The organism is Micromonospora sp. NPDC023869 (assembly GCF_055559695.1).
Map to the genome: position 1 here is coordinate 204,773 of NZ_JBVHKD010000006.1, position 20,038 is coordinate 224,810.

Consider the following 20,038-nt stretch of genomic DNA (forward strand, 5'->3'; position numbering starts at 1 on the left):
ACACCTTTCACCTCGCGTGGGTCCTCGCCCACGGCCGGTCACCGACCACGTCGACGCAGCGGCCGACGTGGCACGACGCAGCGAGTGTCTGGCTTCCGGTGGCCGGCGCGGTGCCGGACCGGTCACAGTGGCGGGACCGCCCCGGATTCGCCGACCCCGTTCGGGCCGACTCACCGGTGTTCCCCACCGCGCCGTCGTCGCCGATGATGTCACACCGACCCCCCGGGGCGGCAGGGTCGCGGATTGCTGGACTACCGTTGCGCCGCGTGAGGTCCATGACATCCCCGGTCGCCGTGGTCGGCGTCGGCGCGGACGGCTGGGCGGGGCTCGGCGAGCGTGGACGCCACGCGGTGCGGCAGGCAGAGGTCGTGCTGGGCGGCCGGCGGCACCTGGACCTGCTGCCGGAGAGCGTGCCGGCGCAGCGGGTCGCCTGGCCGACGCCGCTGCTGCCGGCCCTGCCCGACCTGCTCGCGACGCACGCCGACCGGCGGATCTGCGTCCTGGCCAGCGGCGACCCGATGTGGTTCGGCATCGGCACGCACCTGGTCCGGCTGCTCGGCGCCGACCGAGTGCGCGTGGTCAGCCATCCCTCCTCGATCACGTTGGCGTGCGCGCGGATGGGCTGGCCGGTGGAGCGGGTCATCGTCCGCAGCGCGGTCGGCCGTGACCTGGACGAGGTCCGCCGCGACCTCGCCCCGGGCCGGCTGCTGCTGGTGCTCAGCGCCGACGCCGCCACTCCCGCCGCGCTGGCCCGGCTGCTCACCGACGCCGGGTACGCCGACAGCGAACTGACCGTGCTGGCCGCGCTCGACGCCGACACGGAGCAGCGGGTCGACGGCCGGGCCGGGCAGTGGTCCGCCCCGCCCGGCGCGCCGCTGAACGTGGTCGCGGTGCGGGTCGTCGCCGTACCCGGCACGCGGGTGCTGTCCACCGTGCCCGGTCTGCCGGACGCCGCCTTCGCGCACGACGGTGCCCTGACCAAGTGGGAGGCCCGCGCGTTGGCCCTGTCCCGGCTCGCACCCACCGGCGACGACCTGCTCTGGGACGTCGGCGCCGGCAGCGGCAGCGTGGCCGTCGAGTGGCTGCGCAGCGACCCCAGCACGTCGGCGGTGGCGGTGGAGGGGCGTGACGACCGCGCCGACCGGATCGTCGCCAACGCCCGGAATCTCGGCGTACCCCGGTTGCGGGTGGTCCGGGGCCGGGCACCGCAGGCCCTCGCCGACCTGCCCGCACCCGACGCGGTCTTCGTCGGCGGTGGGCTGACCGCACCGGGGGTGTTCGACGTGGCCTGGGACGCGCTGCGTCCCGGCGGGCGACTCGTCGCCCACGCGGTCACCCTCGAAGGCGAACGCGAACTCACCGACCAGATGGCCCGGCACGGTGGGGACCTGACCCGGTTGTCGATCGAACGCGCCGAGCCGCTGGGCGGTTTCACCGGGTGGAAACCCGCCCGCGCGCTGGTGCAGTGGGCGGTGAGCAAGCCATGACAGTGCACTTCATCGGCGCCGGACCGGGCGCCGCCGACCTGATCACCGTACGCGGGCAACGCGTCCTGGCTCGCGCCCAGGTCTGCCTGTACGCCGGCAGCCTGGTCCCCGCCGACCTGCTCGCCACCTGCCCGCCCGACGCCCGGCTGGTGGACACCGCCGAACTGACGTTGGACGAGATCGTCGCGGCGATGGTCGAGGCGCACCGAGACGGGCACGACGTGGCCCGCCTCTGCTCCGGTGACCCGGCCGTGTTCAGCGCGGTCGCCGAGCAGACCCGGAGGCTGGACGCGGCCGGGGTGCCGTACGAGATCGTGCCGGGTGTGCCGTCGTACGCGGCGGCGGCGGCCACGTTGCGCCGGGAGCTGACCGTGCCGACGGTCGGGCAGACGGTGATCCTCACCCGGACCCAGGCCCGGTCGACGCCGATGCCGCCCGGGGAGACCCTGGCCGAGCTGGGCCGCAGCCGCGCCACGCTGGTGCTGCACCTGGCGGTGGCGCGGACCCGGCAGATCGCCGGGGAACTGGTCGAGCACTACGGGTCGGACTGCCCGGTGGCCGTGGTCGCCAACGCCAGCCGACCCGACGAGGTCGTGCTGCGCGGCACCCTGGCCGACATCGCCGACCAGGTGGAGGCGCACGGCATCCGCCGGACCGCGGTGATCATCGTCGGTGCCGCGCTGGCCGCCGACTCCTTTCCGGACAGTTACCTCTACTCCCCCGGCCGGGACCGCAGCGCCAAGCGTCCGACCGGGTCGGCGGAATGAGCGGGGTGAGCGCGGTGCGGACGATCCTGGTGATCGGCATCGGGGCGGGCGACCCGGGTCAGCTCACCCTCGCCGCGGCCGAGGCGATGCGCCGGGCCGACGTGTTCTTCCTGCTCGACAAGGGCGCGGAGAAGCACGACCTGATCGCGTTGCGGCAGGAGTTGCTGGCCCGTTTCGCCCGGCCCGAGCACCGGGTGGTCGAGGTGCGCGACCCGGACCGGGACCGGACCGCAGACGGGTACGTCACGGCGGTGGACCAGTGGCGACGGGACCGCGCCGACCTGCTGGAGGAGGCCGTCGCCGCGCACCTGCCCGACGGGGGCTGCGGCGCGTTCCTGGTCTGGGGCGACCCGGCGCTGTACGACAGCACGCTGGCGGTGGTGGAGGAGATCCAGGCGCGCGGGCGGGTCGCGCTGGAGCACACCGTGATCCCGGGGGTCAGCAGCGTGGCGACGCTGGCCGCACGGCACCGCGTCGGGCTCAACCGGGTGGGTCGGGCGTTCCTGGTCACCACCGGCCGACGGCTGGCCGAGCGGTTGCCCGCAGACGTCGACGACATCGTGGTGATGCTGGACGCGAACTGCTCCTTCACCCACTACCTGGACGAGGACTTCGACATCTTCTGGGGCGCCTACCTGGGCACCACCGACGAGATCCTCGTCGCCGGACGGCTGTCGGAGGTGGCGGAGCGGATCGTGGAGACCCGCCGGGAGGCCCGCCGCCGCAAGGGCTGGATCATGGACACGTACCTGCTGCGTCGCCGAGACCCGGCCGCCGAGGCGTGACCGGGCCGCCGAGGCGTGACCGGGCCGCCGAGGCGTGACCGTGACGCCATGCGACGGGCCCGGGCGCGGGTGCGAGGGTGCCTCTCGCCGACCCACGCCCGGGCGGTCACGTCGTCACCGGCAGGTCAGTAGCTGACCGTCGTGGCGGTGGCGGTGTCCGTGACGATCGCGATGCCGGCGCTGGTGCCGAGCAGTTCGGCCCCGGCCCGCAGCAGCCCGACGGCCTGCGGGTAGGACTTGATGCTGCCGGACGCCTTGACCCGGCTCCGGCCGGCGGCCCGGGACACCAGGTAGCCGATGCTCTCCGGGTTGGCGACCTCGACAGTGCCGCTGCTGGCGTTCTTCAGGTACGCCGCACCGGCCTCGATGGACAGTTCGACGGCCGCCTCCCGCTCGGCCTCGGTCAGCAGCGGCAGCTCCAGCATCACCTTGATCGGCACGCCGGAGGCGCGGACGACACCGGCGATGTCCTCGCGGAACTCGTCGTACATGCCGCTCTTGAGCCAGCCGACCTGCACACCGATGTCGATCTGGGCGGCACCGGCGCGGACCAGGCTCTCCGCCTCGAACGCCTTGCCGGCGCTGGTGGTCACGCCGACGGTCGGGAAGTCCAGGGCGGAGGCCACCTGCACGTCGGTGCCGCGCAGCACCTCGGCGACGACCGGCACCCAGGAACCCGGCACCATCGCCGCGTTGAAGCCGTGCGCGAGCGCCTCCTCGGCGTGCGTGATCATGCGGTCCCGGGTGGTGCCCACCTCGATCAGGGTGTGCTGGATGTACGGCGCGAGGGCGGCCGGGGTCAGGTCGGCCGGCAGGGCCGTCGTGGCGGACGTCATGGCGGGGATCTCCTTTGTGCGGACGTGCGGCACCCGGCGGCCGGCGTCGCGCGCCTCGGCCGCCGCAGTGGCGGATCTGGGGATGGTCAAGGACCGGGTGAACGGGAGCGGCACACCGCTCGGTCGGGTCACGACCAGTCGATCAACACCTTCCCGACGTGGCCGGCGTCGGCCGCGGCCAGCGCCTCGGCCGCCTGGTCGGCGGGGAAGGGCGGGGCGAGCAGGTGCGCGAGCGCGGGCAGGCCACGGGCGGCCCGGAGCACGGCCGGGAACTCCGGCTGGGTGAAGACCCAGCTACCGAGCACCCGCAACTCCTTGCGGATCACGTCCACGCCGGGGTCGATCTCCATGCTGTTGTTCGCGCCCAGCAGCACCACCGTGCCGTGCGGCCGGGCCAGCTTCATCACCTGCGCCTGCGCGGCCGGGTTCGCCGAACACTCGAAGACGATCTCCGGCCCACGGCCCTCGGTGACCGCCGCGACGGTGGCGACCGGGTCCTGACCGCGCGGGTCGACGACCACCGCCCCGAGCGTCTTGGCCAGGTCCCGCCGCCCCTCGATGGGGTCGACCGCGTAGACCTCGGCCCCGGCGGCCACCGCGAGGGCCACCACGCAGCAACCCACGGGTCCGAGACCGAACACGGCGACCCGGTCGCCGACGCCGACGCCGGACTTGCGGACCGCCGAGTACGCGGTGCCGAAGTTGCAGGCGATCAGCGTCGCCAGCCCGTCGCCGACGTCGTCGGGCACCGGCAGGACGCCGGTCGCCGGAGCGGTGACGTACTCCGCGTCGGCGCCGCCCCGGTGGTTGCCGAGCGTCCGGCGGTCGGCGCAGAACATCGGCTCGCCGCTGCGGCAGAAGACGCACTCGTCGCAGCCGGAGTGCTGGTAGACGATGACCCGGGTGCCCTCGGCCGGTCCGACGCCGGAGGCGGCGGCGGTGGCGATCACGCCCACCGCCTCGTGGCCGGGCACCGTGTGCAGGCGGTTGTCGAGTTCCGCCGCCGGCTTGCGGTAGTGCGGCAGGTCGCTGCCGCAGACCGCCGACGACGTCACGCGTACCAGCACCTCGTCGGGGGCCGGCACCGGGCGCGGCACACTGCGTACGACCGAGGTGCGGTCACCGGTCAGCATCAGTGCCCGCATCGACGGTTCTTCCGTGGGGTGGGCTTCCATCTCGCGTTCTCCTCGGATGTCGCGTGTCACGCCAGGTCCGCCAGGTCGAGGTACCGGCGGTACAGGGCGTCGTAGACAGGGACGGTGGTGGGGTCGGGCAGGTGGCGGCGGGCGGCGGGCCGGGACCCGGCGGCGTGCGCCAGGTCCGGGTACCGGCCGAGGCCCACCCAGGCGGTGAGGGCGGCACCGCGCAGCGGTGCGGCCTGCGGGTCGCCCGCCGGTACCTCGATGACGCGGCCGGTGACGTCGGCCAGGATCTGGCCGAAGACGTCCGAGCGGGCACCTCCGCCGATCGCGGTCAACGTCGGTCCGGCCAGCTCCGGCGGCAGGTGTCGCAGCACGTCACGGACCTGGAGGGCGATGCCCTCCATAGTGGCCCGGACGAGGGCGCCCGGTCCGTGGGTGAAGTCGAAGCCGTCGATCCGGCCGCCGGCCGCCGTCCAGTGCGGGGTGCCGACGCCGGCCATGGTGGGCGCGAAGAGCAGGCCGCGCGCGCCGGGTTCGACCTGCCGGGCGTCGGCTGACATCCGCTCGTACGCCGGGTCGTCGTCGCCGTAGCGCAGCAGTTCCCGCAGCCAGCGCAGGGCCGACCCGCAGGCCGGGATGGTGCCCTCGACCGAGACGCAGCCCTCGACGACGTGGGCGGCGCGGACGAACCCGGCGGGGTCGGCGACGTCGCCGACGGCGGCCGGGAAGACCATCGTCGCCGAGGTGCCGAGGTTGACGGTGGCGGCGCCGGGACGGACTCCGCCGCCGCCGGCCGCCGAGCACTGCTGGTCGCCGCCGCCGACGTAGACGGGCAGCCCGCGCGGCAGGCCGGTGGCGTCGGCGATCTCGTCGCGCAGGGCACCCGCGACGTCGGTGGCCGCGCGCAGCTCGGGCAGGCGGTCGCCGTCGAGGTCGAAGGCCGCCAGCAGGTCCTCGCTCCACCGTCCGGCGTGCAGGTCGAGCAGGCCGTACCAGGAGGCGCAACTGCGGTCGACCTGCGGTCGGCCGCCGGTCAACCGCGTCAACAGCCACTCCTGGACGCCGACGAAGACGGCCGACGCGGCGTACGCCTCGGGGGCGTGTGCCCGCAGCCAGACCAGGGTGGCCAGGGCCGGCATGGTACTCAGCGGCATCCCCGACACCCGGCTGTAGGTCTGCGCGTCGACGGCCGCCCGCATGGCGTCCAGCTCGCTCGCGCCCCGCTGGTCCATCCAGAGCACCAGCGGGGTGACCGGCCGCAGGTCGGCGTCGAGTCCGGCGACGGAGGCCCGCTGGGTGGACAGGGTCAGCGCGACCACCCGGTGCCCGGCCTGGTCGGCCATGGCCCGCACGGCGCGCAGCTCCCCGACGGTCACCTCCCAGATCGCCGGAAGGGACTGCTCGGCCCGGCCCGGCTGCGGGTGGTCGACGGCCAGTTCCCGGCTGTGCTGACCGTGCACCTCGCCCCGCTCGTCGACCAGGGCGCAGCGGATCCCGGTGGTGCCGGCGTCCACCACACACACGACGTCGGTCATCCCTTGACCGCCCCGAAGCTCATGCCGGTGACGAGTTGCTTCTGCGACACGAAGAGCACGACGGCCACGGGCAGCACGGCCAGCGTCCCGGCGGCCATCATCGGGCCGATCGCCACCGACTGGAACTGCATGAACCCGAGCATCGCCACCGAGACCGTCTTCGCCTCGCCGCTGGCCAGGGTCAGCGCGAAGACGAACTCGTTCCAGGAGAAGATGAAGTTCAGCACCGCCGCCGCGGCGACGCCGTTGCGCACCATCGGCCACGCCACGCTGACGAACTTCCGGGTCTCCGAGCAGCCGTCCAGGTCGGCGGCCTCGAAGACCGCCGCCGGCAGGTCGGCGAAGAAGCTGCGCAGCAGGAAGAACGTCACCGCGAGGTTGACCACCGTGTGCATCACGGTCAGCGCCCACACCGTGTCGATGCCGCCGAGTTGGCGGAACAGCACGAAGTACGGGATGACCACGACGACTGCGGGGAGCATCCGGGTGGACAGCACCCAGAACTCGAAGTCGGCGCGGCCCCGGAACTTCATCCGGGCGCAGGCGTACGCGGCCGGGGTGGCGGCGGCGATGGCGATCGCCGAGGACACCACGGCGACCAGGACGGAGCGGCCGATCGCCGACATGAAGTCCGCGTCGCCGAACAGGTCGACGAAGTTGAACATGTAGAGCGGGGCCAACCAGTCCGGCGCACCGCCACGGATGTCGCTGGGTGCGGCGAAGCCGACGCGGAGCATGAAGGCGAACGGCAGGACCGACCAGAGGATGAGGCCCCAGATCGCCACGGTCCGCAGGACCCGGCCTTTGCGCGTCTCGTGCACTAGTGCTCCAACCGTTGCAGCGCGGGCGCGGCGAACCGCTTGCCGAGGATGAAGAGGACGACGAGCAGCAGCAGGCCGAGCGCGGACGCCTCGCCGATGTGCAGGTCGTTGAAGGCGGTCCGGTAGATGCGGACGACGAGCGTCTCGGTCGCCGCGCCCGGTCCTCCCCCGGTGATGATCCAGATCGAGTCGAAGGTGCGGATCGCGTCGATCGCGCGGATCGTCACGACGAAGGCCACCAGCGGCTTGAGCATCGGCAGCGCGATGCGGACCAGCCGCTGCACGGCGTTCGCGCCGTCCAGGGCGCCCGCCTCGAACGTCTCGTCCGGCAGCGACTTGAGCCCGGCGAGCATGACCAGCGTGATGAACGGCGCCCACTGCCAGATGTCGACCACCACGAGGGCCACCACGGCCAGCATCGGCTCGGACGTCCAGCCCGGTGTGGGCAGCCCGAGCGCACCCAGGGTCGCGTTGATCTGCCCACCGTCCGGGTTGAGCATCAACCGCCAGGACAGGTACGCCGCCACCGGCGTGGCGCCGAAGGGCAGCACCAGCAGGGCCAGGTAGAGCCGGCTGCCGCGCAGTGGCCGCCAGAGCAGCGAGGCGGCGAGCGTACCCAGGGCGAACTCGGCGACCACCGCGACCACCACCATGCCGACGGTGAGCAGCACCGCCCGCAGCAGACCGGGCTCGGAGAGCGCGTCGGCGAAGTTGGCCAGGCCGGCGAACCCCTGCTCGTCCGGGCGGGTCAGGTCGTTGCGTCGCAGCGACCCGACCAGCACCGACACGAACGGATAGAGGGTGAACGCGAGCAGCAGCACGGTCATCGGCGCGAGCATGCCGACGAGGAAGAGTCGCCGGCCCCGGTCCTCGCGGGGGCGGCGCGGCGGGCCGCCGGTGCGACCCGGACGCGTCGGCGGCGTCGGGTCGGCGGCCTGCCGTGCGAGCACGGCTGTTCGATCTGCGGACATCACAACCTCGTTCGGCCTGGACTGCTCCGGCAGTCGTCCACGGAAGTGGGGCGGGACGTCATCGGCCGGCCCGGGCCATCGCCGCCGCCGCGTCCGACATGGCCCGCTTCGGGTCCTTGCCGTCCACCAGCACCTTGATCAGTTCGAGGGAGAGCGCGTCGGCCTCGCTCGGGAAGGTCGGCCGGGCGTAGGGCACCCGCTCCGGCTGTACGGCCTGGAGGTTGGCGACGATCTCCTGCGACATGTCGCCCGGATAGAAGGAGAGGAAGTCCTCGTTCGACCAGACCGACTCGCGGGCCGACGGGCTGCCCGACTCAGCGCTGACCGCGGTGGCGGTCTCCTTGCTCATCGCCCAGGCGTAGAAGAGCGCCGCCTGCTCCTTCTTGCGCGACGCCTTCGGGATGCCGGCCATCCAGTACCAGTAGTTCGGTGCGGCCGGGGCGGACGCGCTGCCGGGCCAGCGGGACACCGCGATCTGGTCGGTGTGCTGGCTGCTGCTCTTGTCCAGCACCACCGACAGCAGTCCGCTGGCGTCGGTGTAGAGAGCCGCCCGACCCTCGTTGACCGAGCCGGTGGCCTCCAGCCAGCTCATGTTGGACGCGCCCTTCGGGCCGTACCGGTTGAGCAGTTGCTGCACGTACAGTTCGGTCGCCGCGACCGCCTCGGGGCTGTCCACCGCCGGGGTGTCGCCGGCGTAGAACTCGCCGCCCTGGGTGAGGAAGTAGTTCGTCCAGGTCCAGACGATGTCGAGTCCACGGCGACCGCGCCCGGCGAACGGGCGCTCCATGCTCGTGGCGAGCTTCGCGCTGGCGTCGACCAGGCTCTCCTGGGTGGGGAAGCCAGTGATGCCGGCCTGCGACGCCAGGTCCTTGCGATAGATCACCACGCCGGCCTCGGCGGAGAGCGGCAACGCCATCAGCTCACCGTTGAGGCTGCTGGCCCGGCGGGCCGGCTCGAAGAAGTCGTTCGGGTCGAACCAGCCGGTGTTGACCAGGTCGCCGCCGCCGAAGTACGCGTCCAGCGGTTCCAGCCAGCCCGCGTTCATGTACTGCCCGGCCTGCAGGTTGCCGACCATCAGGGCGTCGTAGGTGGTGGCACCGGAGGAGAGGGCCACCAGGGCCTGCTGGTAGTAGCTGTCCTCGGAGAGCGTGTTGGCCTTGAGCGTCATGCCGGTCAGCGCCTCGAACTCGGCGAAGCGCTTGCTGACCGCGGAGGTCCACCAGTGCTCGCAGAGCAGCAGGTTGAGCGTCTCGCCCTTGAAGCGGTCCCAGGACATGCCGGAGCCGTCGAAGGTCGCGCCGGCCGCTGCGGCGTTTGCGGTGCCGGTCTCGCCCTCGCGGCCGGCGCAGGCGCCGAGCGCCACGGCGCCACCGATCCCGAGCACGCCGGTCAGCAGGCCGCGCCTGGACAGCCGGAAGGGAGCCTCGTTGCGCATGATGTCTCCTCAGGGCAGCGTGCGACGACGGCGGTGGCGAACCACCGTCGGCACGAGTGGGGGTGGGGTGTGGAGGGGGAAGGACGTGGTGGGGCGGGGCGTCCTACCGCTTGATCCAGGAGGAGATCCGTACGCGGTCGCCGCGCACCCAGACGTCGGAGTACTCGACCGAGTTTCCGTTGGCCTGGTAGGAGATCTGCTCGAGGTAGAGGACGGGGACCCCGGGACGCAGCGACATCGCGGTGCTGACGTCGTCGTCGGGAAGTATCGCGGAGAAGGTACGCCGGACCGAGTCGACGGTCACGCCGTAGTCGTGTTCGAGCACTCCGAACAGCGACCGCTCCTGGAGGACCTGCGGTGACAGGTCCGGACACAGGGCGGTGGGCAGGTAGTTGTCCAGCAGATAGACCACCTCGCCGCCGACCGATCGGGTCCGGCGGATGGCCAACACGCTGAGGTCGTCGGCCCGCAGGCCGAGGTGGGCGGCGATGTGCGCGGGGGCCTGCACGACACGGGCGGAGAGCACCTGCGTGTGGTACTCGACGCCCTCGCGGTCCAGGCTCTGCGCGGTGGAGATCAGCTCCTGGGCGAACTCCTGCTCCAGCATCTGTCCCCGGACGAAGGTGCCCTTGCCCCGGGTCTGCTTGAGCAGGCCGGCCTCGATCAGCGTACGGATGGCCCGGCGGACCGTGCCCCGGGATACGTTCAGCGCGGCGGCCAGCTCGGGTTCGGCGGGGAGCTTCAGGTGTTCCGGCCACTCCCCCGACTCGATGCGCTGTCGCATGAGTTGCGAGATCTGCTCGTGCAGCGCCTCGGCCTCGGCGGGCGAGACCTGTCGGGTGAGTGCCCTGAGGGCGGCGGGGTTCAGTTCCTGGGTCGTCGCCACGCCTGCTCCTCGTCGCTTGTTCAGTGATCGCTTGTTCAGTGATGTCCGCATTAGTCTGTGGACATCACTGAACATAGGGCCGAACGATCACGTGGTCAAGCCCCTGACCTGAGGAAACTTGGCGCGGGCCCAGCTCACGGGCCCGGGCGGTGGTACAGAACGACGGACGGGGTGCCGGCCAGTGGCCGACACCCCGTCACGGACGATCACGTCAACTCGCGGAGCAACTCGCGGTCGGCGTGGTGTTGTTGCCGTTCTTGTAGAGCGTGACGCCGAAGTTGTTGCCGTTGCCGTTCGGCCGGGCGGTCAGGGTGCCGCTGGAGCCGCTGATCGAGGCGTTCCAGCTGTTCTGCACGCTCTGGCCACCGTTGGTGCGGATGGAGACGGTCCAGTTGTTGCTGCCGCTGACCGAGAAGTTCACGTTGAACCGGTCGCTCCAGTCCTCGGCCCGACTCACGCTGACCGAGCAGCCTCCGCTGCCGGGCGGCGGGGTGGTGGGGTTGGTGACGCCGCCACTGTTCACCGTGATGTTGGAGCTACCGCTGCTCTGGTACCCCTCGGTGGCCATGATCTGGTAGTAGTGGTTGCCCAGGTTCATGCCCCGGGCGGCCCACGCGTCGAAGTGGTTGCCGGTGGTGATGGTGCCGCCCACCCGCTTCGACGTCCGGACGCTCCAGTACTGGTAGAAGGTCTGCGTGCCGTCGATCGACGGCTGGTTGACCCGCTGGGTGCGGTAGATGTCGTACGTACCGCCGTCGGTGTTGATCGTGCCCATGGAGTTGGCGCCCGGCGGACGCCAGCTGCCCCAACTGTCCACGATGTAGTACTCGACCAGCGGGCTGCGGGTCCAGCCGTACAGGGTCAGGTACGAGTTGCCGTTCGGGCTGAAGGTGCCCGAGTAGGTCACGTTGCGCCGCGTACCCGGGTTCCAGCCCTTGCCGGCGACGAAGTTGTTGACGTTGCTCCACTGGGTGCTGTACTGACCGCCGTTCCCCATCGTCATGGAGACGTTGCCGCTGTCCTTCCAGAACGAGAAGAAGTACCCGTTGTGGTTCCCCTCCTGGTTGGACGTCACGGTCTGGGCGTGGGCGGGGCCTGTCGTGATCGCCACGGTTCCGGTCGTGATCAGCGCCACGGCACAGGCCGCGCCGATGAGCGACCGGAGGCGTCTGCGGCGTCTCGGTTGCACGAGGCCGTCGGGCATGCTTCCTCCTCGGGACGGCTGGCCTGAGGCCAGCAGTGCGCTACGCGCCGACCGCCGCTCGGCGGCCCGGGCGACCGCCGTCGACGGTCGGCGTGTGGCGCATTCGGTGGTGGTGGCGTACCGGTCGTGCCGCACGGTGACCGGCGGAACTGGTGGCGAGGTCGACGACGATCGAGCTGCGTCGATGGCCATCAGTATTGGCCGATTTCCCTGGACACGTCAACAACTTCCGGAAACACTCCCGACATCTCCGGCGGGCCGGAGCAGCCGACCCTCGCGATGTTGATCCTGTTCAACCACGTTGTGAGCGCGTCACCTCGGACGATAACCACCGCAACTATCGGTGTCACCCCGGACACGCCCGACCCACACCATCGGAAGTTCCAGTGGGTTTCCGGGCGACGATCGGGGTACATGTCGCGCATGTTCGAGGGATTCACCGACGAACGGATCGACGTCGGGGACGTGGAACTGCGGGTACGGCACGGCGGGCACGGGCCGCCGGTCCTGCTGGTGCACGGGCACCCCCGGACCGGGGCGACGTGGCACCGGGTCGCCCCGCGCCTGGTGGACCTCGGGTACACCGTGGTCTGCCCGGACATGCGCGGCTACGGGCAGTCCGGCAAGGCACCGATCCGGCCCGACCACTCCCAGCAGTCCAAACGCGCGGTCGCCGGGGACATGGTCCGGTTGATGCGGGCGCTGGGCCATCCGACGTTCGCCGCCGTCGGCCACGACCGAGGCTGCTACGTGGCGCTCCGCCTGGCCCTGGACCACCCCGACGCGGTCGACCGGCTGGTGGTCGTCGACGGCGTACCGATCAGCGAGGCCCTCGCCCGCTGCGACGCGACCTTCGCCCGGCGGTGGTACCACTGGTTCTTCTTCGCCCAGCCGGACACGCCGGAACGCGTCATCGGCGCCGATCCCGACGCCTGGTACGGCGACAAGGCCCGGCCGGAGACCATGGGCGTCGAGAACCACCGGGAGTTCCGGCAGGCCGTCCACGACCCGGCCACGGTCCGGGCAATGCTGGAGGACTACCGGGCCGGCCTCGGCGTCGACCGCGAGCACGAGGAGGCCGACCGGCGGGCCGGGCGTACCGTCCGCTGCCCCACGCTGCTGCTCTGGACGACCCGCGACGACCTGGCCGACCTGTACGGCGACCCGCTCGCCGTGTGGCGTCCGTGGGCCGACGACCTGCGCGGGCACCCGATCGAGTCCGGTCACCACGTGGCCGAGGAGAACCCGGTCGGGCTGACCGAGGCCCTGCACCGCTTCCTCGGCTGACCGGCGGGTGCCGCCCGGCCGGACCCGGCGCCTACCCGGACGCGGTGTCGCGCGACCCGTGGCGGCGATCGTGGTCGGCCCGGCGCGCCACCGGCAACGCGTCGGGCCGGTCGGCTTCGGGCCGGTCGATGCGCCCGACCGGCGCGACGACCAGGTCATGCATCCGCCAGTCGAGGTCGCGGGCGAAGGCACCCAACTCCTCCAGCCGGTCGACCAGCCGATCGGTGCCGGGGACCGGCACCACGAGCAGCTCACCGACGAAGACGTGCCCCTCCTCCCGCAGACGCAGCCAGGCGTCGGCGACCCAGTCGTGGTCGCGTATGGCGGTGAGCAGCCGGTCGTGCAGCGGATGCGGACGGCTGCCGTCGACCACCCGGGGCCGGTCGTCCATCAGGTCCGCCACCGCACCGCGTGACGTGCGAGTGCCGTCCCGGACGATGTCCCCGCCGATCACCAGGGCGGCGACGGCGTCGGCCCACCAGAGCCCCGCGCCGATGCCGAGGATGCCGAGGATCGCCGCGCCGGCGGTCAGCCAGTCGGCGCGGTTCATCTCCGCGTCGGCGTAGAGGACCTTGTCGTGCAGTTGGTCGGCGATGCGGCGCTTGGCCCGGCCGAGGAGGATCGCCGGCAGCATGGTGACGAACAGGACGCCGATCATGAGCCAGCCCAGCCAGATCCGGTGACCGAACACCTCGATCATCCCGATCGGCGGTCGTTCCCGGGCGATCAGCCGGGTGAGCGAGTCGTAGACGACGTAGCCACCGAGGCCGAGCAGCGCCACCGAACCGGCCAGGAACGCGACGCTGACCGAACGGTGGTAGCCGTACGGGAAGCGGTCGTTCGGCGCCCGGTTGCGGTAGCGGGCGGCGACGAGGAACGCCAGCGGAGGCACCAGGCCGAGCATGTCCTCGATCCAGGCGGCCTTCATCGCCTGCGACTGCCCGAGGGTGAGCGCCAGCGCGGCGATCGCCACCACGAAGAACGCGATCGTCCACCACTCCAGCCGGATCGCGCGCCGGTGCAGCGCGGCCTTGTCCGGCGGCAACTCGAACCGGTCGTACACCCTCATGTCGTCCCCGCGCCCCGCTCCGCGTCGGTCAACAACCTCTCGACCTCGGCGTGCGACAGCGCCAGCAGGAACCGTTCGACCTCGACCTGCCAGCCGTTCTCCCCCGGCGGCACCGCCCACACGTGGTCGTGTTCGGCCAGGTCGTGACCGGTCTCCCGCAGTCCCAACTCGGCCAGACGCCACTGGCCGACGACCACCGGCAGCCCCTCCCGGCCGGTCACCTCCGGCACCGGCACGGGCAGCGCGTCCTCGCCCCGCAGCGCGGCGACCTCCGCCGTGCCCGCCGACACCGCCACCCGCGCGCGGGCCAGGTCCTCCGGCGGGGGTACGCCGTCCGGCACCGCCACGACCGTCCGCATCGTCACGTACGGACGGGTCAGCGCGGCCTGCTCGGTCCAGGGTGCCGCCGCGTCGAGTCCGCCGACCACCAGGTCCAGCACCCGGTCCTTCAGTGCCGCCATCAGCGTCGACTCCGACCCGGGGTACCACTCCACGCGCGCGTCCAGCCGCTGCGCCAGGCGCTGCACCAGCACGGCCTCGGCCCCGGTCACCGTGCCGTCGTCGGCGACCCGGGTCCAGGGTGGCGACTCGGTCACCCCGACCCGCAGGGTCCCGCCCCGCACGTCCCGTGCCGTGTCGGCCGCGTCCCGCGGCCACTGGCAGCCGGTGAGCAGCAGGAGCATCACACCGACGAGCGCGCTGGTCCGCCGCATCGATCCTCCTCCGGTCGAGCCGCACGCACCTGATACCCCGGCGTCACCGATCGCACCACCCGAGGGCCAAGATCTTCGGCGGTACCGGCGTCGGGCGTGCTCAGGACGGCGAGGTGCCGGTCCCGGAGCGTCGCACCTCGGCGAGTCGGCGACGAGCGCCCTCGGCGGCCGGGTCGCCCAGGTCGTCGAAGATGGTGGCGGCCAGTCGCCAGGCCGCCACCGCGCCGTCGAGGTCGTCCATGGCGGCACGGGTGTCGCCGAGACGGGTCAGGGTCTCCGCCTGGTGGTAGCGGTCAGCGGAGTCGCGGAACAACTCGATGGACTGCTCGTAGCAGCTCACCGCCGACTCGTACTCCCCCAGTCCGTGGTAGGCGAAGCCCAGGCTGTCCAGCGTCGCCGCCTGTCCGTTGCGGTCGTCGATCAGCCGTTGCTGGGCGAGCGCCTCGGTGCAGTCGGCGATGGCCTGCCGGTGGTTGCCCAGCACGGCGTGGAGGTAGCCGATCGCGTTCAGCGCCCGCCCCTCGCCCGCCCGGTTGCCGACCAGCCGATAGAGCCGCAACGCCTCGTGGGCGTGCGTCAACGCCTCGTCCCGTCGGCCGAGCACGAAGCAGTGCTCGGTGTAGTTGTGCAGCGTCTGCGCCAGACCGTCCTGATCGCCGAGCTTCTCGTACAGCGTGATCGCACGCTGGAGGCGCTCGCCTGCGGTGTCGTACTCGCCCAGCCGGTAGGCGGCCCGGCCGAGCAGGCGGTTGGCGGTGGCCTGTGCCTCCAGGTCACCGAGACGTTCCGCCGACTCCAGCGCGGCCTGCTGGGCGGTCGACTGGTCCTGCCAGAGCCCACCCGGCGCGAGGAAGGTGGTCAACGCCCAGGCCAACCGCCACGCGTACGCGTCGAAGCCGGTGGCGGTGGCCTGCCGGACCACCCGGAGCAGCACGTGCCGTTCGGCGGTGAACCAGGCCAGCGCGGCGTCCTGGTCGACCATCGGCACGCGGACGTTGCCGGGCAGCGCCGGTAGCGCGGTCACCGGCGGCCACTGCGGCTGCACCAGACGACCGGCCGGCTCGGCGCTGTGCAGATAGTGGTCGTACAGCCGGCGGTGGGCGGCCCACCGCTGGTCGGCCGGCTCGTCCGCCTGGGCCAGCTCGGCGGCGTACGAGCGCAGCAGGTCGTGGAAGGCGTACCGGTCGGGGCGGTGCTCGGTCAGCAGGTGCAGCCGGGTCAGCTCGGTGAGCACCGGGGCGACCGCGACACGCGGCCAGCCGAGCAGCGCGGCGGCGGCGGAGCCGCTCAGTTCCGGGCCCGGGTGCAGGCCGAGCAGGCGGAACAGGCGTGCCGCGTCCGGACTCAACGCCTCGTACGACCAGGAGAACACCCGCCGTACGTCACCGTCGGCGAGCATCGCGAGCCGGGTCTCCGGCGCCCGCAGCTCGGCGACGACCGCCTCCAGCGGGAACGTCGGTCGGGTGGCCACCCGGGCCGCCACGATGGAGAGCGCGAGCGGCAGTCGACCGGCTGCCTCGATCATCTCGGCCACGGCGGCCGGCTCGGCGTCCAGGCGGCTGCCGTCGACCCGGCTACGCAGCAGGTGCGTCGACTCGGTGTCGGTCAGCACGTCGAGGGTCAGCAGTCGGGCGCCCTCGGCGGCGACCAGCGTGCTGAGCTGGTCCCGACTGGTCACCACGACGGCGCAGCGGCCTGCGCCCGGCAGGAGCGGGCGCACCTGGTCGGCGTCGCGGGCGTTGTCCAGCACGATGAGCATTTCGCGGTCGGCCAGCAGGCTGCGGTACAGGCCGGTGCGGGCGTGCTGGCTGCTGGGTATGCGGACCAGCGGTACGTCCAGCGCCTCCAGGAAGCCGAGCAGGGCGTCGGCCGGGGAGACCGCCTCGCCCTCGTCGTAGCCGCGCAGGTTGACATAGAGCTGCCCGTCGGGGAAACGGTCGGCGACCCGGTGCGCCCAGTGCAGCGCCAGGGTGGTCTTGCCGACCCCGGCCATCCCGCACACCACCGTGACGACCACGGAGGTCGGTCCGCCGGCCGGGTGCCCGACGACCGCGTCGAGGCGGGCGAGTTGCTCCCGCCGGCCGACGAAGTCCGGCGTGGTGAGCGGCAACTGCGCCGGGCGGGTACCGGCGACGGGCGCGGGTTCGGCAGGCGGCGGCGGGCAGCGGTGGTGCAGGATGTCGTCGTACAGGCGGGTCAGCTCGGGCCCCGGGTCCATCCCGGTCTCCTCGGCGAGCACCTGCCGGGCCTGCCGGAAGGCCGCCGTGGCCCCGGCCGCGTCCCCGCTGTGATAGAGGCCCGTCATCAGGTGCGCCCAGGCGCGCTGCCGCAACGGATGCCGTTCGAGCAGGGCCCGGAGTCGCGGGATCACCTGCGCCGCCGCGCCGAGCGCGAGTTGGGTGCCGGCGTGGTCCTCCTCGGCCAGCAGGCGCCGCTCGGCCACCTGTCCCACCCAGCGCGACAACGCCCGGGGCAGCGGCAGCCCGGCCAGGACGGGGCCGCGCCACAGCGCCAGCGCCTGCGCCAGTTCGGCCTCGGCGCGTACCGGATCACCGCAGGTCGCGGCGGTGCGCCCGCGTGCCGCGGCGGCGTCGAAGCGGTCCAGGTCGCGCTCGTCCGGCTCCACCCGCAGCAGGTAGCCACCGGCGGTGGTGACGATCCGGCCGTCGCAGTCGATCGCCTGCCGCAGCCCGCGCACATAGGTGCGGATGTTCGCCCCGGCGGAGGCCGGTGGCTGGTCGCCCCAGAGCACGTTGACCAACTCGTCGGCGGGCACGGCCTCGCCGGGTCGGGTCAGCAGCAGGGCCAGCAGCAGCCGTTGTTTGACCGAGCCGAGGTCGACGGGATGCCCGTCCCGGGACACCGACAAGGGGCCGAGAAGGTCGAACCGGAGAAGCATCAGTCACCTCAGCCGACGGCCTGAGCCATTGGACCGCACCCCATCCGAACCGCGTCGCCGCACAGCCGGACCGACCGATCGACGGTAGTCGCGCACAATTCGTTTGTACGCCAATTGTGCGCGACGGATACGCCGGAGACCGTACCATCGGCCGCCAATCGATGATCTTCCCAAACGGTGGCGGTCGAGGTGCGCATGCGGGAACGGATCCAGGTCGCCCAGAGTCGGGAGGTGACCTTCGTCGACGTCTGCTCGGTGGTCGTCGGCTCCTCGCCCCGGTCGACGGTGGCCGGCACCGGCCGGATCCAGCAGCTCGCCGAGTCGGTCGAGGTGATCCCGCCGATCCTGGTGCAGCGGTCCACGATGCGGGTCGTCGACGGTGCGCAGCGGCTGGCGGCGGCCCGGCTGCGCGGCGACCGGCAGATCGCGGTGACCTTCTTCGACGGCTCTGACGACGACGCCTTCGTCGCCGCCGTGCACGTCAACGTGCGGCACGGGCTGCCGTTGACCGGCCCGGAGCGGGCCGCCGCCGCCCGGCGGATACTCTCCTCGCACCCGGAGCGCTCGGACCGGTGGATCGCCTCGGTCTGCGGGGTGGCCCCGCGTACGGTGGCGACACTGCGGCGCTGTTCACCCGATGACCGTGCACATCCGAACATCCGGGTGGGCCGGGACGGACGCCAGCGACCTCTGTCCGCGGCGGACGGTCGGCGGCGGGCCGCGGAGCTGATGCGTCGCCGACCGGAGGCCAGCCTGCGCGAGGTGGCGCGGGAGGCCGGGATCTCGGTGGGCACCGCCTTCGACGTCCGCCGGCAACTGGCGACCGTGGCGACCGTCGCCGGGGAGGGCACGGCGGTGACCTCGGCGGGCGTCCCGTCCGGGCCGGATCCCGCCGACCCCCTCGGACCGCTGCTGCGGGCCGGGCTGGAACGGCTTACCAACGACCCGTCGCTGCGCTACACCGAGCGCGGGCGGGCGCTGCTGGGGCTGGTCTCCGCGACGCTGGTACTCGTCGAGCAGTCCGACGCGGTCGCCGACGCCACGCCGGGCCACTGCCGCGACGTGCTGCGCAACGTCGGGGAGGCATGTGCCCGCGCCTGGCACGAGTTCACCGACCGGCTCGGCGACACCGATCTGACCGAGCGGGCGGCTTGAGCACCGGCCGCAGCCGGGACGGTCGGGACGAGGTGGTCACCGGCATTCTGATCTTCTCCGGAGGTGTCGATGAGTGAGACCCCGCCGCCCCGGCACGGCCCGTCCGGCGACCGGGCCGCAGGCCTGGTGCAGGCGGTCCGACGGCGGACGTCGGTGGCCGCTCTCACCGTTCCCCAGCTGCCGATCCCGGCGTCCCGGCTCGCCGGCGAGGATGTGGACCATCTCCTGCGGACCCGACGGCCGGTGCGGCGCTACCTCGGCGACCCGCTGCCCCGCGCCGACGTGCTGCGGGTCTGTCAGGCCGCTGCCGACGCCGCGCGGCCGGTCGCACCGGAGGACACCGACGGCGCGCGGTGGCTGGTGTTCGCCCGCGCGGTCACCGACACCAGCCCGGGCGTCCACGAGTACCGCGACGGCGAGCTGGTGGACGCGTCCGGACCACCGGCGGCCGAGGCGATGACCGGGCTGGCATCGGGCCCGTGCGCCACGGTGCCGTGCGTGCTGGCTGCGGTGTGGGACCTGGACGCCGCCCCGGCCGGGCAGGACGTCGACGGCCGCCTCGACCTGTTACTGCGTACCGGCGCCAGCCTGCACGCCGCGTATCTGCTTGCGGTGCGGCGGGGTTTCGGCGGCGGCCTGTTCCGGGGCCCGCACCAGGCCCTGCTGTCCGGCGTCGGCGGCCGGGACGACCTGGCGGCCCGGCCGTTCCTGGCGCTGGCCTTCGGTCGGCCGGACCCGCGAGACGCTCTCGACGACCTCGCGGTGACGCGCCGGACGAAATAGTCACCTCGGCGACGGTCGATGTTGCCGGACCGGGTCCGGGCGTGCTGGAATGGCTCATATCGCCGCAGCGCGGGGGCAAACGCGCTGGGAACGGCCAGCGCACGGGAGCAGCGCTATGCCGGCAGCGCGCCGCATCGGCAGACGGTCGCGCGCCGCATCGCCAGGCCATCACCACGACGACGGGCACATCTCCGGGTAGGTGTCCCCGCCGAACGTGTGTCCCCCCGGTACGAGTCCGCGAGGCGTCGCGGCCGGAGATGCCG

The 20,038-nt window shown here is 72.7% G+C and carries 17 protein-coding genes; 6 read left to right on the forward strand and 11 right to left on the reverse strand.

Annotated elements, in window-relative coordinates; translation table 11 throughout:
- Window positions 1-275: 275 nt before the first annotated feature.
- Genes cbiE through cobF form a run of 3 tightly spaced genes read left to right on the forward strand, consistent with a single transcriptional unit; the run spans window position 276 to window position 3,039 of the window.
- Window positions 276-1,487: a precorrin-6y C5,15-methyltransferase (decarboxylating) subunit CbiE gene (gene cbiE, locus ACZ31C_RS18885; protein ID WP_465796542.1), complete on the forward strand. Its 1,212-nt coding sequence runs from the start codon at window positions 276-278 to the stop codon at window positions 1,485-1,487.
- The gene (cobM, locus tag ACZ31C_RS18890) at window positions 1,484-2,254 is read left to right on the forward strand and encodes a precorrin-4 C(11)-methyltransferase (protein ID WP_465796388.1); all 771 of its coding nucleotides are present in this window, start codon (window positions 1,484-1,486) and stop codon (window positions 2,252-2,254) included. The genes cbiE and cobM overlap by 4 nt, the downstream gene beginning before the upstream one ends.
- A complete protein-coding gene (cobF, locus tag ACZ31C_RS18895; protein ID WP_465796389.1) occupies window positions 2,251-3,039 on the forward strand; it encodes a precorrin-6A synthase (deacetylating) in 789 nt (262 codons plus the stop codon). The genes cobM and cobF overlap by 4 nt, the downstream gene beginning before the upstream one ends.
- Before the next feature lie 125 nt (window positions 3,040-3,164).
- Here cobF and deoC read toward each other — a convergent pair whose 3' ends face one another.
- From deoC to ACZ31C_RS18935, 8 genes are all read right to left on the reverse strand, one after another.
- Window positions 3,165-3,875, reverse strand: a complete 711-nt coding sequence (gene deoC, locus ACZ31C_RS18900) for a deoxyribose-phosphate aldolase (protein ID WP_465796390.1) — start codon at window positions 3,873-3,875, stop codon at window positions 3,165-3,167.
- Window positions 3,876-4,003: 128 nt separating this feature from the next.
- Window positions 4,004-5,050 (reverse strand): zinc-dependent alcohol dehydrogenase, encoded by a 1,047-nt coding sequence (locus ACZ31C_RS18905; protein WP_465796391.1) that lies wholly within the window; start codon window positions 5,048-5,050, stop codon window positions 4,004-4,006.
- Window positions 5,051-5,076: 26 nt separating this feature from the next.
- The gene (locus tag ACZ31C_RS18910; protein WP_465796392.1) at window positions 5,077-6,552 is read right to left on the reverse strand and encodes a xylulokinase; all 1,476 of its coding nucleotides are present in this window, start codon (window positions 6,550-6,552) and stop codon (window positions 5,077-5,079) included.
- Window positions 6,549-7,373, reverse strand: coding sequence for a carbohydrate ABC transporter permease (locus ACZ31C_RS18915; RefSeq protein WP_350696964.1), 825 nt, complete (start codon window positions 7,371-7,373; stop codon window positions 6,549-6,551). The genes ACZ31C_RS18910 and ACZ31C_RS18915 overlap by 4 nt, the downstream gene beginning before the upstream one ends.
- Window positions 7,373-8,344, reverse strand: a complete 972-nt coding sequence (locus ACZ31C_RS18920) for a carbohydrate ABC transporter permease (RefSeq protein WP_176093783.1) — start codon at window positions 8,342-8,344, stop codon at window positions 7,373-7,375. The genes ACZ31C_RS18915 and ACZ31C_RS18920 overlap by 1 nt, the downstream gene beginning before the upstream one ends.
- A 58-nt stretch (window positions 8,345-8,402) precedes the next feature.
- Window positions 8,403-9,779: an ABC transporter substrate-binding protein gene (locus tag ACZ31C_RS18925; RefSeq protein WP_465796394.1), complete on the reverse strand. Its 1,377-nt coding sequence runs from the start codon at window positions 9,777-9,779 to the stop codon at window positions 8,403-8,405.
- Between the two features lie 103 nt (window positions 9,780-9,882).
- Window positions 9,883-10,665: a GntR family transcriptional regulator gene (locus ACZ31C_RS18930; protein ID WP_396747124.1), complete on the reverse strand. Its 783-nt coding sequence runs from the start codon at window positions 10,663-10,665 to the stop codon at window positions 9,883-9,885.
- A 211-nt stretch (window positions 10,666-10,876) separates the two neighbouring features.
- A complete protein-coding gene (locus ACZ31C_RS18935; protein ID WP_465796395.1) occupies window positions 10,877-11,869 on the reverse strand; it encodes a glycoside hydrolase family 11 protein in 993 nt (330 codons plus the stop codon).
- A gap of 414 nt (window positions 11,870-12,283) precedes the next feature.
- Between ACZ31C_RS18935 and ACZ31C_RS18940 the strand changes: the two genes are divergently transcribed.
- Complete coding sequence (locus tag ACZ31C_RS18940; RefSeq protein ID WP_465796396.1) at window positions 12,284-13,156, forward strand: alpha/beta fold hydrolase; 873 nt, start codon at window positions 12,284-12,286, stop codon at window positions 13,154-13,156.
- Window positions 13,157-13,187: 31 nt separating this feature from the next.
- Here ACZ31C_RS18940 and ACZ31C_RS18945 read toward each other — a convergent pair whose 3' ends face one another.
- The 3 genes from ACZ31C_RS18945 to ACZ31C_RS18955 all read right to left on the reverse strand — a co-directional run bounded on the left by ACZ31C_RS18945 (window position 13,188) and on the right by ACZ31C_RS18955 (window position 17,837).
- Complete coding sequence (locus ACZ31C_RS18945; protein ID WP_465796397.1) at window positions 13,188-14,225, reverse strand: cation diffusion facilitator family transporter; 1,038 nt, start codon at window positions 14,223-14,225, stop codon at window positions 13,188-13,190.
- Window positions 14,222-14,938, reverse strand: a complete 717-nt coding sequence (locus ACZ31C_RS18950) for a substrate-binding periplasmic protein (protein ID WP_465796398.1) — start codon at window positions 14,936-14,938, stop codon at window positions 14,222-14,224. Before ACZ31C_RS18950 ends, ACZ31C_RS18945 begins: the two co-directional genes overlap by 4 nt.
- A 100-nt stretch (window positions 14,939-15,038) precedes the next feature.
- Window positions 15,039-17,837, reverse strand: coding sequence for an AfsR/SARP family transcriptional regulator (locus tag ACZ31C_RS18955; RefSeq protein ID WP_465796399.1), 2,799 nt, complete (start codon window positions 17,835-17,837; stop codon window positions 15,039-15,041).
- 177 nt (window positions 17,838-18,014) lie between these two features.
- Here ACZ31C_RS18955 and ACZ31C_RS18960 point away from each other — a divergent pair, with 177 nt between their 5' ends.
- Both ACZ31C_RS18960 and ACZ31C_RS18965 read left to right on the forward strand, forming a co-directional pair.
- Complete coding sequence (locus ACZ31C_RS18960) at window positions 18,015-18,992, forward strand: ParB/RepB/Spo0J family partition protein (RefSeq protein WP_465796400.1); 978 nt, start codon at window positions 18,015-18,017, stop codon at window positions 18,990-18,992.
- A 69-nt stretch (window positions 18,993-19,061) separates the two neighbouring features.
- On the forward strand, window positions 19,062-19,775 hold the full coding sequence (locus ACZ31C_RS18965; protein WP_465796401.1) for a hypothetical protein: 714 nt from the start codon (window positions 19,062-19,064) through the stop codon (window positions 19,773-19,775).
- Window positions 19,776-20,038: the final 263 nt, after the last annotated feature.